This is a genomic window from Fusicatenibacter saccharivorans (genome assembly GCF_015557635.1).
GTDB classification, from domain to species: domain Bacteria; phylum Bacillota; class Clostridia; order Lachnospirales; family Lachnospiraceae; genus Fusicatenibacter; species Fusicatenibacter saccharivorans.
Genome location: NZ_JADNOP010000018.1, coordinates 1 through 15,799, shown reverse-complemented (window position 1 = coordinate 15,799; position 15,799 = coordinate 1). Strand labels below are relative to the sequence as shown.

19 protein-coding genes are annotated in these 15,799 nt (G+C 38.5%); 11 read left to right on the top strand and 8 right to left on the bottom strand.

Going from position 1 to position 15,799, the window contains the following annotated elements:
* From I2G42_RS13680 to I2G42_RS13640, 9 genes are all read left to right on the top strand, one after another.
* Complete coding sequence (locus tag I2G42_RS13680) at positions 1-180, top strand: hypothetical protein (protein ID WP_021738889.1); 180 nt, start codon at positions 1-3, stop codon at positions 178-180.
* Between the two features lie 15 nt (positions 181-195).
* The gene (locus tag I2G42_RS13675) at positions 196-474 is read left to right on the top strand and encodes a hypothetical protein (RefSeq protein ID WP_044963260.1); all 279 of its coding nucleotides are present in this window, start codon (positions 196-198) and stop codon (positions 472-474) included.
* Positions 475-511: 37 nt separating this feature from the next.
* A complete protein-coding gene (locus I2G42_RS13670) occupies positions 512-814 on the top strand; it encodes a hypothetical protein (RefSeq protein ID WP_021738887.1) in 303 nt (100 codons plus the stop codon).
* Positions 815-1,226: 412 nt separating this feature from the next.
* Positions 1,227-2,660 (top strand): hypothetical protein, encoded by a 1,434-nt coding sequence (locus I2G42_RS13665; RefSeq protein WP_021738885.1) that lies wholly within the window; start codon positions 1,227-1,229, stop codon positions 2,658-2,660.
* 106 nt (positions 2,661-2,766) lie between these two features.
* Entirely contained in the window at positions 2,767-3,420 is a 654-nt protein-coding gene (locus tag I2G42_RS13660) for a CHC2 zinc finger domain-containing protein (protein WP_195531174.1), read from the top strand.
* Positions 3,335-4,774 carry a virulence-associated E family protein gene (locus tag I2G42_RS13655; protein WP_227097757.1) on the top strand — a complete coding sequence of 480 codons (1,440 nt, stop codon included), beginning with the start codon at positions 3,335-3,337 and terminating at the stop codon, positions 4,772-4,774. Before I2G42_RS13660 ends, I2G42_RS13655 begins: the two co-directional genes overlap by 86 nt.
* Positions 4,775-5,062: 288 nt before the next feature.
* Positions 5,063-5,230 (top strand): transposon-encoded TnpW family protein, encoded by a 168-nt coding sequence (locus I2G42_RS13650; protein ID WP_081695227.1) that lies wholly within the window; start codon positions 5,063-5,065, stop codon positions 5,228-5,230.
* An 86-nt stretch (positions 5,231-5,316) separates the two neighbouring features.
* Positions 5,317-5,853, top strand: a complete 537-nt coding sequence (locus tag I2G42_RS13645) for a VanZ family protein (protein WP_167622877.1) — start codon at positions 5,317-5,319, stop codon at positions 5,851-5,853.
* Between the two features lie 290 nt (positions 5,854-6,143).
* The gene (locus tag I2G42_RS13640; protein ID WP_004843528.1) at positions 6,144-6,380 is read left to right on the top strand and encodes a DUF6061 family protein; all 237 of its coding nucleotides are present in this window, start codon (positions 6,144-6,146) and stop codon (positions 6,378-6,380) included.
* A 151-nt stretch (positions 6,381-6,531) separates the two neighbouring features.
* Here the strand turns inward: I2G42_RS13640 and I2G42_RS13635 are convergent, their stop codons facing one another.
* The 8 genes from I2G42_RS13635 to I2G42_RS13600 form a co-directional block, all read right to left on the bottom strand.
* Positions 6,532-7,140: an ATP-binding cassette domain-containing protein gene (locus I2G42_RS13635; protein ID WP_005608342.1), complete on the bottom strand. Its 609-nt coding sequence runs from the start codon at positions 7,138-7,140 to the stop codon at positions 6,532-6,534.
* The gene (locus I2G42_RS13630) at positions 7,137-9,077 is read right to left on the bottom strand and encodes a DUF1430 domain-containing protein (RefSeq protein WP_005608344.1); all 1,941 of its coding nucleotides are present in this window, start codon (positions 9,075-9,077) and stop codon (positions 7,137-7,139) included. The genes I2G42_RS13635 and I2G42_RS13630 overlap by 4 nt, the downstream gene beginning before the upstream one ends.
* Complete coding sequence (locus tag I2G42_RS13625; RefSeq protein ID WP_004843525.1) at positions 9,078-9,527, bottom strand: hypothetical protein; 450 nt, start codon at positions 9,525-9,527, stop codon at positions 9,078-9,080.
* Positions 9,528-9,594: 67 nt separating this feature from the next.
* Positions 9,595-9,939: a broad-spectrum bacteriocin mediterrocin MdcF gene (gene mdcF, locus I2G42_RS13620; RefSeq protein ID WP_005608346.1), complete on the bottom strand. Its 345-nt coding sequence runs from the start codon at positions 9,937-9,939 to the stop codon at positions 9,595-9,597.
* Positions 9,940-10,002: 63 nt separating this feature from the next.
* Positions 10,003-10,737, bottom strand: a complete 735-nt coding sequence (locus I2G42_RS13615) for a DUF6040 family protein (protein WP_005608347.1) — start codon at positions 10,735-10,737, stop codon at positions 10,003-10,005.
* Entirely contained in the window at positions 10,676-12,397 is a 1,722-nt protein-coding gene (locus tag I2G42_RS13610) for a MobA/MobL family protein (RefSeq protein WP_195531173.1), read from the bottom strand. Before I2G42_RS13610 ends, I2G42_RS13615 begins: the two co-directional genes overlap by 62 nt.
* 328 nt (positions 12,398-12,725) lie before the next feature.
* The gene (locus I2G42_RS13605) at positions 12,726-13,040 is read right to left on the bottom strand and encodes a hypothetical protein (protein WP_055152287.1); all 315 of its coding nucleotides are present in this window, start codon (positions 13,038-13,040) and stop codon (positions 12,726-12,728) included.
* Between the two features lie 140 nt (positions 13,041-13,180).
* Positions 13,181-13,411 (bottom strand): helix-turn-helix domain-containing protein, encoded by a 231-nt coding sequence (locus I2G42_RS13600; protein ID WP_008704241.1) that lies wholly within the window; start codon positions 13,409-13,411, stop codon positions 13,181-13,183.
* Positions 13,412-13,582: 171 nt separating this feature from the next.
* Between I2G42_RS13600 and I2G42_RS13595 the strand changes: the two genes are divergently transcribed.
* Both I2G42_RS13595 and I2G42_RS13590 read left to right on the top strand, forming a co-directional pair.
* Complete coding sequence (locus I2G42_RS13595) at positions 13,583-14,212, top strand: helix-turn-helix domain-containing protein (RefSeq protein ID WP_009265518.1); 630 nt, start codon at positions 13,583-13,585, stop codon at positions 14,210-14,212.
* 86 nt (positions 14,213-14,298) lie between these two features.
* A complete protein-coding gene (locus tag I2G42_RS13590) occupies positions 14,299-15,594 on the top strand; it encodes a tyrosine-type recombinase/integrase (RefSeq protein WP_009265517.1) in 1,296 nt (431 codons plus the stop codon).
* The last annotated feature ends 205 nt before the right edge of the window (positions 15,595-15,799 follow it).

Here is a 15,799-nt window from a genome sequence, read left to right as displayed (position 1 = left end):
ATGAGATACTGGATTGAATATGCAGACGGAAGATGTTGTAATTTTGCAAACAGCAGAAAAGATTTACTGGACTGGCTGAAACTTTTGAAAGATGAAAAAATCGTTGATATCCGAAAGATTTACAAAAGCGGTGTGACAGATTCTGTGATAGACAGCTATCGTAGTTATCTGAAACAGTGAAAGGGGTGGACAGTCATGGTTGTTGTAAGAATTATTGTGAAAATCGTATTACTGCCAGTGCGTATATGCCTGACAATGATACAACTGGTAGTTATGTTCTTCACATGGCTGTCGGCAACGGTATTTCATATCCTGTCGGGGATCATCTGCATTACAGCAGTTTTAGGGTATGGATTCGGACAGGAGACAGGCACAGAAGCGGTCAGGATGCTTGTGGCAGGTTTTATACTTTATATCCTGCTGTGCTTTCTGGCTGGGCAGTGGTGTGGCTGGAAACAATCAAAATCAGATTGATGAAGTAGACCACTGGAGAAAGGAATAGGATTCTTAAATGAAGATTACAAAAGAGATTGAAGAATTTATCAACCTGACCATAACGGAGCATATGGGAAAAGAGTATGCAGACTGGAAACTGAGCCAGCCGTCTGTGACAGAACCAGATGAAGTTGAGGAAGAATATAAAAAAGTGATTGCCACACTTCCACAGAAACAGGAAGAGGCCATTACAAAATATTGCGACCAGATATTTAACAGTGGAGCAGAGACAGAAGAATTTTTCTACCGGTTGGGACTGAGGGACGGAATGAAACTTAGGAAGAATGTTAAAATGGTTCTGAAGCAATTATCAGAATGATACATACAGGAATTATCTGAAAAGTGAATGAGTAAAGGAAAGGGCATTAACCGTAAAAAGTTAGTGCCCTTTGTTTTACCCATTTTTATATTTTCACAAAATCCGATGCAGAGGATTTTTGAAAAACAGACGGAACGGAGATCCTGCTGAAGGGACAGCGGCAGGAGTTACGTTTTGTCTGCTGGGAGTACAGAGGGCTGGAAGTCCTTTGTGCCCAGATTGCAAAGAGCGGCAGCATCTTGCTGGGGTTAAGGGGCAAAGCCCTTAGCAGGTTAAGGGCGGCAGCCATTGCCCAGTGATATGGCGTTTCGCCATATGGTACTGGGTACTGTCTGTAACGGGGACAGAGACTTTTGGAAGCTTCGCTGCAATCCCCTCCGGGGAAACAACTTGAAAAAAGGAGAGATGTGAATTGAAAGGCACAAGGCATAACGGCAGATCTGGGAAAGACGGTGTTTACAATCCGCTTCACAATGACCGGAGATTTGACCCGGAACACAGTGAGCATATTGACAATGAACGTGTCCGTCAGAATATTTACTGGGACTGCTATCAGGGATATACCACAATGGCAGACCGGGGAAAAGAGGATAATTTTTCTTTTAACCAGATTGAGATGGCATACTATGTGGATCATTACAGCGATTATGTGATTAACCAGAATAAACGTCATGAGAAAGCAAGACACCCCGACAGATGTAAAGGGGTGGAAGATGTTCTGAAAAATAAAAAGACCTGTCCGGAAGAAAGTATCTATCAGCTTGGGACGATAGATGAACACGCTTCTGTGGAAACGCTGGTTTTGGTTTTTGATGAATTCAAGAAAGAGTTCGATGAGCGGTTTGGTTCTAATGTGCATATCATTGACTGGTCACTGCACATGGACGAAGCGACTCCGCATATTCATGAGCGTCATGTATTCGATGCTACGAACCGGTATGGGGAGATTGAACCGAAACAGGAAGCGGCACTGGAAGAACTTGGCTTTGAACTTCCGAATCCGGAAAAGAAAAGATCAAAGACAAATAACCGTAAGGTTGTTTTTGATTCTGCCTGCCGGACAATGTTCCTGGATATCTGTAAACGTCATGGACTGGAAATTGACGAAGAACCGTCCTATGGAGGAAGGCAGTATCTGGAGAAACAGGACTATATCCGAATGAAGCAGAAAGAAGAGATTGCGGTTCAGCAGGAAATGCTCAATCAGCAGAGGGATAAGGTCAATGCGAATCATCTGGAACTTGCAAGGCAGTCAAACCATGTCAGGGCAAATGAAAAGGTTATCCAGTCACAGAAAGAAAAAATAGAACAGCAGGAAAAAGAATTTAAAGAAAATTTCATTTCCAATTCTGACCGGATTCTAAGTCAGGGCGAGCTGATTGAAGAACAGAGAGAGGAACTGCAACAGCTTACCCTCCGTATTGAAGATGTGGAAACCTTGCTTGACGAAGTATCCAGTGAAGCCTATGACAAGGCTGTGGATAAAGTCGCAGAGGAAACAATGCGGGCTACCAGAAAAGATGACATTCGTCTTGCGGAAGATTCTAAGAGATGGATTCAGAGTCCGGAACGTAAGGCATCACGAAAAGAAAAGGAATATGCGATAAACAGGCTGGACGGTCTGATTAAAAAAATCGAATATGCGATGGAAAAAGCTGTTGTGAGGGTTGTCCGTCAGTTAAAACAGCCAGAGAAGAAAAAAGCCGTTGTAGAAGAAATCAAAAAAGAAGTGAAGCCGTCAATCAGAGAAAAACTTGCATTGAACGTAGCAAAGATTCAAAGAGAAGAGGCAGAGAGAAAACAACTGAATAAAGGAAGATCACATTCCAGTGATCTGGAACTATAAGGGCATTTTGTTGATTCCGTAAGGACAGGACAAAGTGCTTTTTTGTTTTTTGTGAAAACTTGCTTCCCAGATTTGGGAAGCAGATTTAAGAAAGAGAGGAAACGAATTGGGATTATTTGATGAAGTAAAACAGAATGTGACCGTCCGGCAGGCTGCGGAGAGGTATGGGTTAAAGCCCAACAGGAGCGGACTGATCCGCTGCATTTTCCATAATGACAAATCACCCAGCATGAAAGTTGACCGGAGATATTATTGTTTCGGGTGTAGCTGTACAGGAGATGCCATTGATTTTACGGCACAACTGTTTGACATTGGATTGAAAGATGCAGCCATGAAGCTGGCAGATGATTTTGGGATTCCTTATTCCGGCAGGGACAGGGGATCACCGCAGAACAGGAGAAGCGTTTCAGCAAAAAAGCCAGAGCCGACACCAGAAGAACTTTGGCAGAAAAAACATCTGAGATGCCTGAGAGCCTATCTGGATTATCTGAGCCTGCTTCTGGAATGGAAAGAACAGTATGCACCAAAAACACGGACAGAAGAATGGCATGAAAAGTTTATGACTGCTCTCAGGGAGTTGTCAGTTGTTGAGTATTATCTGGATATCCTGCTCTTTGGGGACAGGGCAGATAAGGAAGCACTTGTAAAAGAAAAATGGAAGGAGGTGGAGCGGATTGAGCAATGCGAAAGAGAAGATAAAGGAGATCGCCACAAAAGAACAGAAAGATGCCATGAAAGAAATGTTCCGGATGGTAGATAAAAGCAAAGTCGATGAAGTGAAACAGATGCTGGAATATACACAGAAAGGAACTGCGAAAGCAACGGTTGGAAATTATATGGTTGTGCTGAGAAATGATCCGCTTGTGCGTGAGAGTATGAAATACAACAAGCTGACAGGCAGGATTGATATTGTAAAAAAACTCTGGTGGAATGAGGAAGTCTGCAAGCTGGATGATGATGGCAGGACTTATTTCTACTATTTCTTTGAACGCTATTACAAACTCACAAGTGAAAAATGTATGGATAAGGCACTTCGCATAGAAGCCAACAGCCGGGCATACCACCCGATCTGTGAGTATCTGGAACAACTGGAGTGGGACGGGCAGGAGAGAATCCGTTATGTTCTGCAACGGTATATGGGGGCAGATGCTTCGGATTTTGTCTATGAGGTTGTGAAGCACTTCCTGATGGAAGCATTAAGCAGAATCTACCGCCCCGGTTGTAAAGCAGATGAAATGCTTTGTCTGGTAGGTCAGCAGGGAGCCGGAAAATCCACATTTTTCCGTTTTCTTGCATTGAACGATGACTGGTTTTCTGATGATCTGAAGCAGTTGAATGACAGTAAGATATACGAGCATCTCCGGGGACACTGGATTATGGAAATGTCGGAGATGATTGCTGCAATCAGTGCAAAGAGCAATGAGGAAATCAAGTCATTCCTGACCAGACAGAAAGACACTTACCGGAACCCTTATGATAAATATGAGGAAGACCGGAAGCGTCAGTGTATCTTTGCAGGTTCAACGAACACAAGGCAGTTCATTCCTTTTGACCGTACCGGGGCAAGACGGTTCCTGCCGATTGCTATAGACAGCAGTAAGGCAGAGAAGCATATCCTCGATGATGAAAAAGAAGCCAGATCCTATTTTGACCAGTTGTGGGCAGAAGTAATGGAAATCTACTGGTCAACGGAGAATAAGAGCAGCCTGTTGAAGTTCTCAAAGGAAATGGAGCAGGAGATCAGTGAATACCGAAAACAGTTCACACAGGAAGATACGATGGCAGGAATGATACAAGGCTGGCTGGACGCTTATAAAGGTAGTCATGTATGTTCCGTCCAGATCTGGAAAGAAGCCTTTGACCATTTTGACCGGGAGCCGAAAAAATTCGAGACAAATGAGATCTGTTCCATTATGGATACGCAGATCACTGGCTGGAAGAGAGCCGGAGTCCACAGATTTTCAAAGGAAGGATATGGCAGACAGAGAAGCTGGATCAGGGAAGGAGCAGAAGAAGAGGGTGGCAACGAACCGGATAAAGATGGATTTACAAAGCTGACGAAAGCAGAACAGTTGGAGCTGCCATTTGATCTGCCCGACAGAGAGAAAGGCTGATTTTGATGCCGAAAGGCTACTGATTACCCGGAAATTTACTGCTTGTTGACATTTTTGTTGACACCAAAATCCTTTGTATTTACCGGTGTTTCAGCTACTTTTTAACAGGTGTCAACAAGAACATTCAAAAAACTTTTCAATAGTATTTTGGAAAACAGAAATAACTACCCGAAAAAAGTTTCAAACCCTATGTTGACACTTGCGTTGTCAGCGTGCCGATAAACTCCCGGCAGGGACAGAAGCAAACCTCTCTCTGTCGGGCACAGGAAAGAAAGGAAATAGATGATTATGGAAAAAATGATGAATAAAAAAACAGAGGGAAACACATTTACAAAGAAAATCGGGCAGACAGTATATGTTGTCCGCTATCATTTCAATGAAGATGCAAAGGAAACCATGCAAGAAAAGATTAACCGGATGCTGGTTACAGAAGCAAGCCGAAAGGCAATGCAATAGATGGGGGCAGAGACAATTGGAATTGAGATATGTTTGAAAATGTGATATGATTTGAGCAACAAATTAGAATTTATGGAGGAATGATAGTGAGTTATATTACAATGGAAATATGGACTGGAATATGGATATTAGTGAGGTTACTTCCAACGGCACTTATTATTTTCGCAGGTGTTATGATTATCGAACTGGGTATTGAATTTATCCAAAAGAAGAAAATAGAAATTAGGATTTTAAATTGTTTATGCCAATTCTTGTGGATTTTGATAATTGTATCAATATTAAAAATTACAGGAATTATTGGTGGTAGTTTTGGAATATCGTCACCTCTTGATAGTTATATTAGTTTTAAATTATTTGAAGATGGATTTAATGCGGCAACTATTTTGAATATATGTCTATTCGTTCCATATGGATTTTTGCCAGTATTTATTTTTAAGAATATCTACAAGCATTGGTGGAATGGCGTTATACTTGGAGCAGTATTTTCGATTGGCATAGAATTTTTGCAAACATTTATTGGAAGGTTTGCACAGTTAGATGATGTGATTATGAATACTTGTGGGACTCTCATTGGATTTTTGATGGGATGCTTGTTACTTCGCATAACCACAAGTAAAAAATAAATTCCAGTTGATATTTCACATATTTTAGGAAATTTAATAACTGTTATATTTAATTATCAAATTCTTCGCAAACCCTTGAAAATACTAAGTTTGTAGCAAGTGAGCTTTCCCTTACTCTTTCCCTTGTGTTATATTCTCACATTGGTTTTCATGAACCTTAATATGGGAAAAAATAAGGGAAAGAAAATTTCATAACACAGTATAACAATAACGACATGGTGAACTGATTGAAATGTTTTCGATATTTAACTCTATAACTGATTATTAAAAGAAAATGGAGATAAGATACGATGAGAACAATTTATGCAGAATACAACATAAATCACGATAGTATTGATGTTTACACAAGTGCCGGATATATGCTTCGCATTGATTGCTGGAAAGCTGAAAAAAATCTAAAAACCACATACGGATCAGAATGTGCGCTTACTTCATTGGCTGTGGATGAGCCTTTGGAATATGCAAGATTATATCTTGAGGGTAATTTACAGATGTGGGTAGATGCAGAAGACTCACTAGAGTTATAATCCTTATCCATATAAATAATATGCAAATATATATCCCATCAATATAGCGAATATACTGAAATAAAAGTATCTTTATAATCAATTTTAACCAAAAGAATATGTTCTTAGAGGAGGTGTCTCCCGAAAGAACATATTCTTCTATTATGGGTAATTATAAATATAGAACATGCTTTTCTTGTGCTACAATTTCTTCACTATGAGTTACAACAATAACTGTTTTTCCCTGTTCACTTAACTCATGCAATATATTCATAACAATCTCACTATTTTTTTTGTCTAAGGAACCAGTTGGTTCGTCTGCTAATACAATCGAACATTTCTTTAGCATTAAACGAGCTAACGCAACTCTCTGCTGTTCGCCACCAGATAATTGATAGACTTTTTTGTTAATTACTTTCTGTAAACCAACTTTTTCAAGAGCTTCATTTATTGAAATATCCGTTCTACCTGATTTTTTTATTATTTCTAGATTTTCTTTTACTGTTTTGTTTTCCAAAAGGGCAAAATTTTGAAATAAAAATCCAACAACTTCTTTGAAATATTTCTGCTTTTTTCCTTTTTTTGCCACATCAAAACCATTCACAATAATAGAACCTTTGTCAGGAGTTTCAATACCTCCAATCATATTAAGTAAAGTACTTTTTCCGCATCCACTTTCGCCACTAATTACCAAAAAACGGCTATCTGGAATTTCCAAATGAAAATTTTTGAACAAAATTTTATCATTATATGCTTTGCATAGATTTTCAATTGTTATCATAAGCAACCTCCTTTTAATGATTTCGGTATGTTTGTTTTTTCAACAATTGTGATATTAAAGAAAATAATTGTAAATTCTATTAGTGCCATAAATGAACTAACAAGAATGCTAATTCCTACTTCAGTCTGTACCGATAATAAAGAATAGATAAGCATACCTACTAATATCACAAAATTTTCCACTACAATCATTTTAAGAAGTGTTTTGTGCCGTTCAAATAAACTATATCCAAAGATTTTCATCAAGGAAATTTTCATTGCATTTTCTCGGAACTCTAGTCTACTTACTGTAACAATAATCATAATATTTAAAAGCAATACAATCGTACAAAGAGAACTTAAAAATCCCACGAGTTTTATTAAAAATGTGTGATTATATAAATACTGTTCATGTACGTTTGTAATTACTAGCTGATAATTTCCAAGCATATCTTCATACTTTTTGCTGATATTTCTTAGCTGTTTTTCATCACATTGAAATAAAACTGCTCCTGCTTTATAGCTTTCAAGATACCCACCATTGACTGCTAAATCTTTGTTTGCCTGATAAATAATTATCGGATTTTTGCTTTTTTCGATACCATTTATTCTACTTGTATCTAAATAGGAAAAGTATTCTGTTTCGCTATACTCTATGTACTGAATATTTAATTGTTGTAAATTATCATGATTTAAAACATGGCTCAAGGAGTCATAGGCTAATTGCTTGTTTTTAGCAAAATATCTATTCTTTGGAATGAAAATAATCAAATCAGAAGATTCATTCTCTACTGCATTTATCTGCTTCGTAAAACCTTGTAACATATCTTTTGCATGATTATTTACATATATCACATCATTTTTATCATTTAAAATATTCAAGCATATTACAGGCTTTAATGTGTTATATTCATTCTTGTATAGTTTATTCCAAAAAGCTTCTTCTTTTTCAGCATTAAAATCAGTAGTCTTTACGGTAAAATAATTTGCATCATAATATTCTTCTAACAAATGTTCATTTGTAAATAGGTTATTATGAATACTACTAATATTAGTGGTAATTGTAAAAACAGCGGCTACCCCTGCTATAAATTTTAACGAATAAATTAAAAAATCCACTCCTCTTTTGTGTGTTGCATTTGCGAATGCCTTTCTAATATCAAAAAAGCAAAAAGAACAATATGGAATAGTGGAAAGAATAATTCCAATGGAATATAAAATTGTGACGAGTCTATTCTCATATGCTCCCGATATATAATTTGACAGCAATATTTTTGCAACAATAAATAATGCAATGTCAAAAGTTACATCGAATAAAGCAGCCTTAAATGCTATGAAACCAGCACTTTCTCCTAAGGAAACTCGTACAACAACCTCTTTTTTTCGCCTAACCACTTCAATTACATTTAGAACAATCATCAATGCAATAATCATACCCCATATAATAAAAATCATGTCCTTTTCCGTAGAATTCCAATATTCTGGATAAGTTAAGCTATATTTTTCTGATAATTTCTGATATGCAGAGATAATATTGTCCTCATTTCCTATGTATGAGATAAAGTTTTCATAACCCACAGAGGTACTTTGCAATTCTGAGAGATTATGAAATTTTACTTTCGTAATTCCGGAAACTAAAGCGGTATATTCTGATTCTTCTATGTTTGCAGTATTTTTTAATGTTTGTCTGATTACTTTATCATCGCCATAAATATGAAGTGTTGAAAGGTATTTATTATTGATTTCATTGTACTGAGAAAAAATATGTACATCATTCTCCGTTGCAGTTTCTGATACATCTTTCAGAAACTGCGACATATCTTCACTAGCAACTTCATAGCGTGATGACGTAAAATATGCTGTAGAAAAGTTCCAAAGCTGATCTTGAAATATTTCAGATTGCATAAGTATTCCAAAAATCAGGAAACAAAACAAACATAAGTTTTTAATTGCTTTCATTTATTTCAACCCCAGATTCCATACTTTATTTGCTTTTTCAAATATCGTAGTCAATATTGTGCTATTTTCATCAACAATCCATTGATCTTCTTGATCTTCAGCTTTTTTGCTACTTGACAACATAATTTGAGTATTCAAATCCTTATAGTCATTAAATAGCACGCCTTGACTTATTCCTTGGTGAAATGGTTTTATCCAAATAATTAGTGCATATCGAACATCTGACTCAGCTATCGCAAGATTTCCATTCCAAAGCAAATAATCAGGGACAGACACACTATACTGGAATCCATCTTTATCTGTGTAAATTTTTACTCCAGATTCTTCTATTTCAGGGAAGTCTTTCTGAAATTCGTTATATGGTTTATAACTCCCGAAGTACCAAAATAAATTATAGCAACAGAACAAAATAACCAAAACAATTCCTATATATTTTATTTTTTTCTTCATTTATATACACTCCACAAAAAAGAGTGGTTGGAATTCCAACCACTCAGCCATTATCCCGAACCTTTGTTTAGTAGCTATTACCGTAGGTAATACTATTTCCTTTATGAGCAACCTCAATTTTAGACCAATTACCTTTACCAACATTTGAACCCGAAAAAGAACCATTTCCATTCTTGACATATGCGTAATGATCTTTAGTTGAATGATATGCGTGTGCATAATCTTCATTAATAGCAAGAGTATTATAACCATAAGTCAAAACACCTTTTCCGCCATCAGATGTAGTGCTCAATTCCCACTTTTTATCAAATGTCTTATTCCCGTTTGTAACAGAAAATGCCATTACTGGAATTGATGAAGAAATTAACATTGCACTAATAGCTACCCCTACAATCACTTTCTTTGCTCTCATAAGTTTTACCTCCTTTGATCTGCTGTATTTCTATTTATATTTTATCAAATATTTTGTATCTAGTCAATCAGTATCTTGACTTATATAGCGTCGAATTGTAAGATATATTCCTTGTAAAATTAACCAAAAGAACAACAGATTTATTGATAATGCTTTTTTAATTACTTCTCCAAAATAAATGATGACAGCCGCACTTGTCAGTATCATCAGTAGGGTAATAACATCCCAACAGTTTTTCTTATATAATTCTATAACCTTTATTTCTATCAGTATTGCCAGTATCCCTGTCCCTGCCACACATATTCCAACAACCAATATCATCAATAACCAATATATGATTCCGGCTATAATCTCATTTGGAATTTTTGTGCTGATTTGTGCCACAGATTGCCCGGCATCAATCGTCCAACCGATAAAAGTTTGTATGAATGATGCTGCATCATGGAAGAATGATTTGCAATCGGAAAGGAACACATCTGACTGTACTGCCTGAAAAAGAGTGGTTGTCAGCGAATACCATGCAAGAAGGAACAAGGTTGTTTGGAACATTACCGTTTTTGCTTTATATTGTCCTGCAAGTTGCTCTTTTTGTGTTTCGTATCTTGCTTTTGCATTCTGATAGGCTGTCCGGTCACAGGCTTCGCATTTTTTATAGAGTACCGGCTTTTCTACCGGTATCTCTACGATTTTCTGATGTGTCCGGGCATAATCCCGTTGTTGTGTTAAGCATCGTATTTTATCTTGACATTCCTCTATCGTGACGTTTGCGCTTCGCAGCTTCTCTTTCTCGCTCCGCAATGCTCTGTCTGCCAGCTTCAAGTCGTTCTTTAATGCTTGAATATTCCCGGCTCTGTTCTCTTTGTTTAATTTCTCGTTCAAGGTCAGAGATTCGTTGAGCTGCGTCTTCAGTTCCACGATAAGCTGGTCTTTCTGTTCCAACTCTTCTTGTATCTCCTCGGTCAAGAGCAGAAGTTCTTCCAACTGTTCGGCGTTCTTTAATTCTCTGGATTCGTTCATCTATATCACGTCCTTTCTCTACCTGCTGTTCCAGTTCAGCAATTCGGTGTTCTGTTTCAGTAATAAACTGTTTTCGCTGTTCAGCTTCTGTGCCAATATCTGCCATTGCTGATTTTCGTTTTCCAAAAGTTCTATCTTCGTTTTCTGTTCTTCCATCTTGGAAAGTAGTTCCTCGGTATTTGGCAAAATGTTGAGCAGCTCGGATAACTCGCTGTTTAATTTTTGCAATTTCTGATTCTGTTCCTGCATAAGAGAGAGTTGGGTGTCCCGGTTCTGCATTTCCAGAAGCATTTCTGCCATTAAGGTCTGCTGTTCTTCGATTTGCCCAATCATGGACTCCATTAAGGGTATAATTTCCCGGCTTTCTTCTAATGTCATTTAATCGCTCCTTCCATAATGATAATGCACCCGATACTTTCCCAAAGGTGTTTAGTATCTTTTGCAATAACGTGTTTTGTTGTTTTATGATTTGATTTTCCGCTACTTTCCACGAGCCTTTTATTTCCTGCCCGGCAAAAAACTTTTGTTCAATCTTTCTTGCGTCAGCTCCTTCATGGATGGTAGGAATCTGGAGTTTTCCCTGCTTTTCATAAGAACGATGATCAACTTGATTATGCAAAGGCAGATGTTCATTACATACCTTTGCCCATTCACTCCGCCACAGTTCACAATTTTTTGGATTGTTCCATCCAGTAGCATCGGTCAGCACCCGTTTCCATTGCAGGCGGTTTCTTGCTCCAATCTTCTGAATTCCGTTTTCGTCTAATACAGGGATACGGATTCCATGACGGTCAGGGTTTTTCTTATCCTGCCACCAGTTCGGATGGGATTCATCAATCACGATATTTCCGTTTTTATCTCTGACAAAATCCCAATCCTTGACTTCTTTCTTTCCCCAAGAATGATCCGGGTTAAAAGGACGCATAGTTAGAAGCAGATGGACATGGGGGTTGCCATTCCCTTTGTCGTGGATACTCCAATCAGCGCACATTCCTCTATCTACAAAAGTTTTTTGGATATAGTCGGTTGTATATTGAATTTGTTCCTGTCTGCTCCATTCTTTGGGGAGGGCAAATTCAAATGACCTGCCAAGTTGGGCATCTGCATTTTTTTCAATCTTCAATACCTCATTCCATAACCTCTGTTTCTGAAATGTGATTTTGAATTTTTTTAAAGCAGCTTCTTTATCTTCTGACCTTTTGTATCGGACAGATTTTTGAAAGCGTTTTATATTTTCTTCTGGTACTATCTGCCATTCAGGAGGTGCGTTTTCGCACATCATCAGCCGGGTGTAGACCACTTCTTTTTTAGAAGTGTAATAACTGATTCTCCCTGTTTCCTCGTTTTTCATCACATCCCCATTGAGATATGCGGAAGCGGAGATAACAGATTTCCCTTTACTTCGTCCGACTATTTTGATTGTGTAATGAAAGATCGCCATGTCTGGATTCCTCCTTTCTGACGTATCCGGCATAGATTTCCGGCAACATTGCTTTCAGTTTTAGAAAAAGCAGCATTGCCGGAACGCCCTCTGCGTAAGAGTGCCCTGCGCATAGCAGCCTGCATGGAATGCGCCCCTCTGGCGAAGAGTGCCTCCTGCGGCATGAGCAGGTCTGGCTGAAAGCCCCGCCGACGGAACGAGCCCGGCAAGCGTGAGCGAAGACCGGTTGCCACTTGTGGCAAACTTATTGGGACGACCTCTGGTTGTCCATAAGTGCGCCCTTCATGAAAAAGCAATGAAGGGAATGAAAAACTCATCCCCTCTGCCATTACACTTCCTCCATATCGGTATTGGTTTCTTTCTGCATTGCTTTTGAGAAAAATCTCCCATTGGCTTCCTGCCTTTTCAGAAAAACAATCAGCTTTGGGATGTCTTCTTCCTCAATAGGAGCACCAAGAACGGATTCCACCGCACCGCCAATCTGACAGAGCCTATGGGTTCGTTTTTTACTTTCCTCGGTTTTCTTTCGTTTCAGAAGTTCTTTCTTCTGTGCTGCATATCGTTTTGCTTTTTCAAGGCTTTCCTGTTCCTTTTTTTCCATTTCAAGCATTCGTTCTTCATAACTTTTTGTTGATTTTGCCATTATTACATTCTCCTTTCTTTTGCAAACATAAGTTCTCGGTTGCGTATCAGAAGAAGCACATGGTATAATCTTCTTGCGTGTAGGTATATCATGGCTTTGGTCTGATAGAACCTTTGGCGGTTTCTTTGGAAGCCGCCTTTTTAATTTGCCACAGTTCTTGTTACAGCTTTTACATTTCCTCTATCCCTCAAATCACGACCTTCATTCGCTTCCATAAACATTTCCAGAATATCGGTTTTAATCAGGACTTTGCGACCAACCTTTAATACTGGAAGTTTCTTCCATTCTACAAGCTGTCTTAAGGTGTTTCTGCCGATTCCCGTATAGTCAGCAGCTTCTTCGATGGATAATGCAATTTTTCTTTGCGTCATATAATCACCTCCTTACAAATTGCATTATGCAATTCTTGTGATGTAAGTATATCCTTTTCACATCTTTTTGTCAAGCGTTACGAAATGTTAAAAATAAACTTTATATTGCATATTGCAATTTTAGAAAAACAATGCTATAATTCATACATACCGAAAAAGGAGGCAGTCAGCATGAAAGATAAAGAATTACGCAAGCTGATAGGGAGCAGAGTAAAACAGCGCCGTCTGGAATTGAATCTGACACAGCCTTATGTCGCAGAAAAGATGGGTGTTACCGCTTCTACAATCCTGCGTTATGAGAATGGTTCGATTGACAATACGAAAAAAATGGTGTTGGAAGGTCTTTCGGAAGCACTCCATGTATCTGTGGAATGGCTCAAAGGGGAAACAGATGAATATGAAACCGATATTACGGATAAGAGAGAATTACAGATTCGTGATGCGATGGGAGATATTCTGGAACAGTTACCACTTGCCCTTACCAAAGAAGAAGATGCTTTTTCAAAAGATTTATTACTGCTGATGTTAAAACAATATGGTCTGTTTTTGGATTCCTTTCAGTTCGCCTGCAAAAACTTCAAGGGGAATGATGGTCAGACGGATATTGCCAAAACAATAGGGTTTGAATCGAATGATGAATATAATGAGATTATGTTCTTAAGGGAAATCACTCACACCATCAATGCTTTTAATGAGATGGCAGACATCGTAAGGCTCTATTCCAAGAAACCAAAAACAGCAGAACAAAGGCTTGCAAATCTTTTATCAGAAGTCTTATACGAAGATTCCGAATCGGTATAGTAAGACAACCGGAGTTATGATATACTTACACGCACGAAGCATTTCATCAGTTCCGATTGTCTAATATCGAAAGGAGACATACGATTATGGCAAAAGGATCTGTAAGAAAAAAAGGAAAGAAATGGTACTACCGCTTCTATGTAGAGGACGCAAGCGGCAATCTTGTTCAGAAAGAATGCGTTGGAACAGAAAGCAAAAGTGAAACTGAAAAACTGCTCCGTCAGGCAATGGATGATTATGAGAAAAAGAAATTTGTTGCCAAAGCGGAAAATCTCACAGTCGGACAACTTTTGGATGTGTGGGCAGAGGAGGAATTAAAAACAGGTACGCTCAGCAATGGTACTGTGGAGAATTACCTCGGAACAATCCGAAATATTAAGAAACATCCGCTGGCAGAACGGAAATTAAAAAATGTAACCTCTGAGCATTTGCAATCCTTTTTTGATTTGCTTTCCTTCGGGGGAGTTCATCCCGACGGAAAAGAGAGAAAGGGTTACAGCAAAGATTACATTCATTCTTTTTCCGCAGTCATGCAGCAGTCCTTCCGCTTTGCAGTATTTCCAAAACAGTATATTACGTTTAATCCCATGCAGTATATTAAACTGCGGTATCAGACGGATGAAGTTGATTTGTTTTCAGACGAGGACATGGACGGAAATATCCAACCAATTTCACGAGAAGATTATGAAAGATTGCTTGCTTATCTGAAAAAAAAGAACCCAGCCGCAATACTTCCAATCCAGATAGCCTATTATGCCGGGCTTCGTATTGGAGAAGCCTGCGGTTTGGCGTGGCAGGACGTAAATCTGGAAGAACAATGCCTTACCATAAGACGTAGCATCCGATACGATGGCTCAAAGCGCAAATATATCATCGGACCAACCAAGCGGAAAAAAGTGAGGATTGTTGATTTTGGAGATACGCTGGTAGAGATTTTCCGTAATGCCCGGAAAGAGCAGTTAAAAAATCGAATGCAGTACGGAGAACTTTATCACACGAACTACTACAAAGCGGTCAAAGAGAAAAACAGAGTGTACTACGAATATTATTGCTTAGACAGAACAGAGGAAGTCCCGGCAGATTATAAAGAAATTTCTTTCGTCTGTTTAAGACCGGATGGTTGTCTGGAACTTCCAACTACTTTGGGGACTGTTTGTAGAAAGGTGGCAAAAACATTAGAGGGATTTGAAGGCTTTCATTTCCACCAGTTACGTCACACCTATACAAGCAACCTTTTAGCAAATGGAGCTGCCCCAAAAGATGTGCAGGAACTGTTAGGACACTCAGATGTAAGTACCACAATGAATGTCTATGCTCACTCCACAAGAGATGCGAAACGAAAATCAGTTAGGCTTCTTGATAAAGTGGTAGGCAATGATTAAAAAAATTCCCTTATTTCCCTTGTGATTATCTCATAAGGGTAAAAATAAGGGAAACTACATATCATTTCACTAATGGACAGGCGGGAAAGCCTATAAAATGGGGAAAGTTAGAGAGATAATTATATAAATTCCAGTTGTGCGCCCAGCTAAGGGTGTGTAGTCAAGCCGGTGGGATTCCGGTTTATCCAAGGTTTAGCCAACCAGA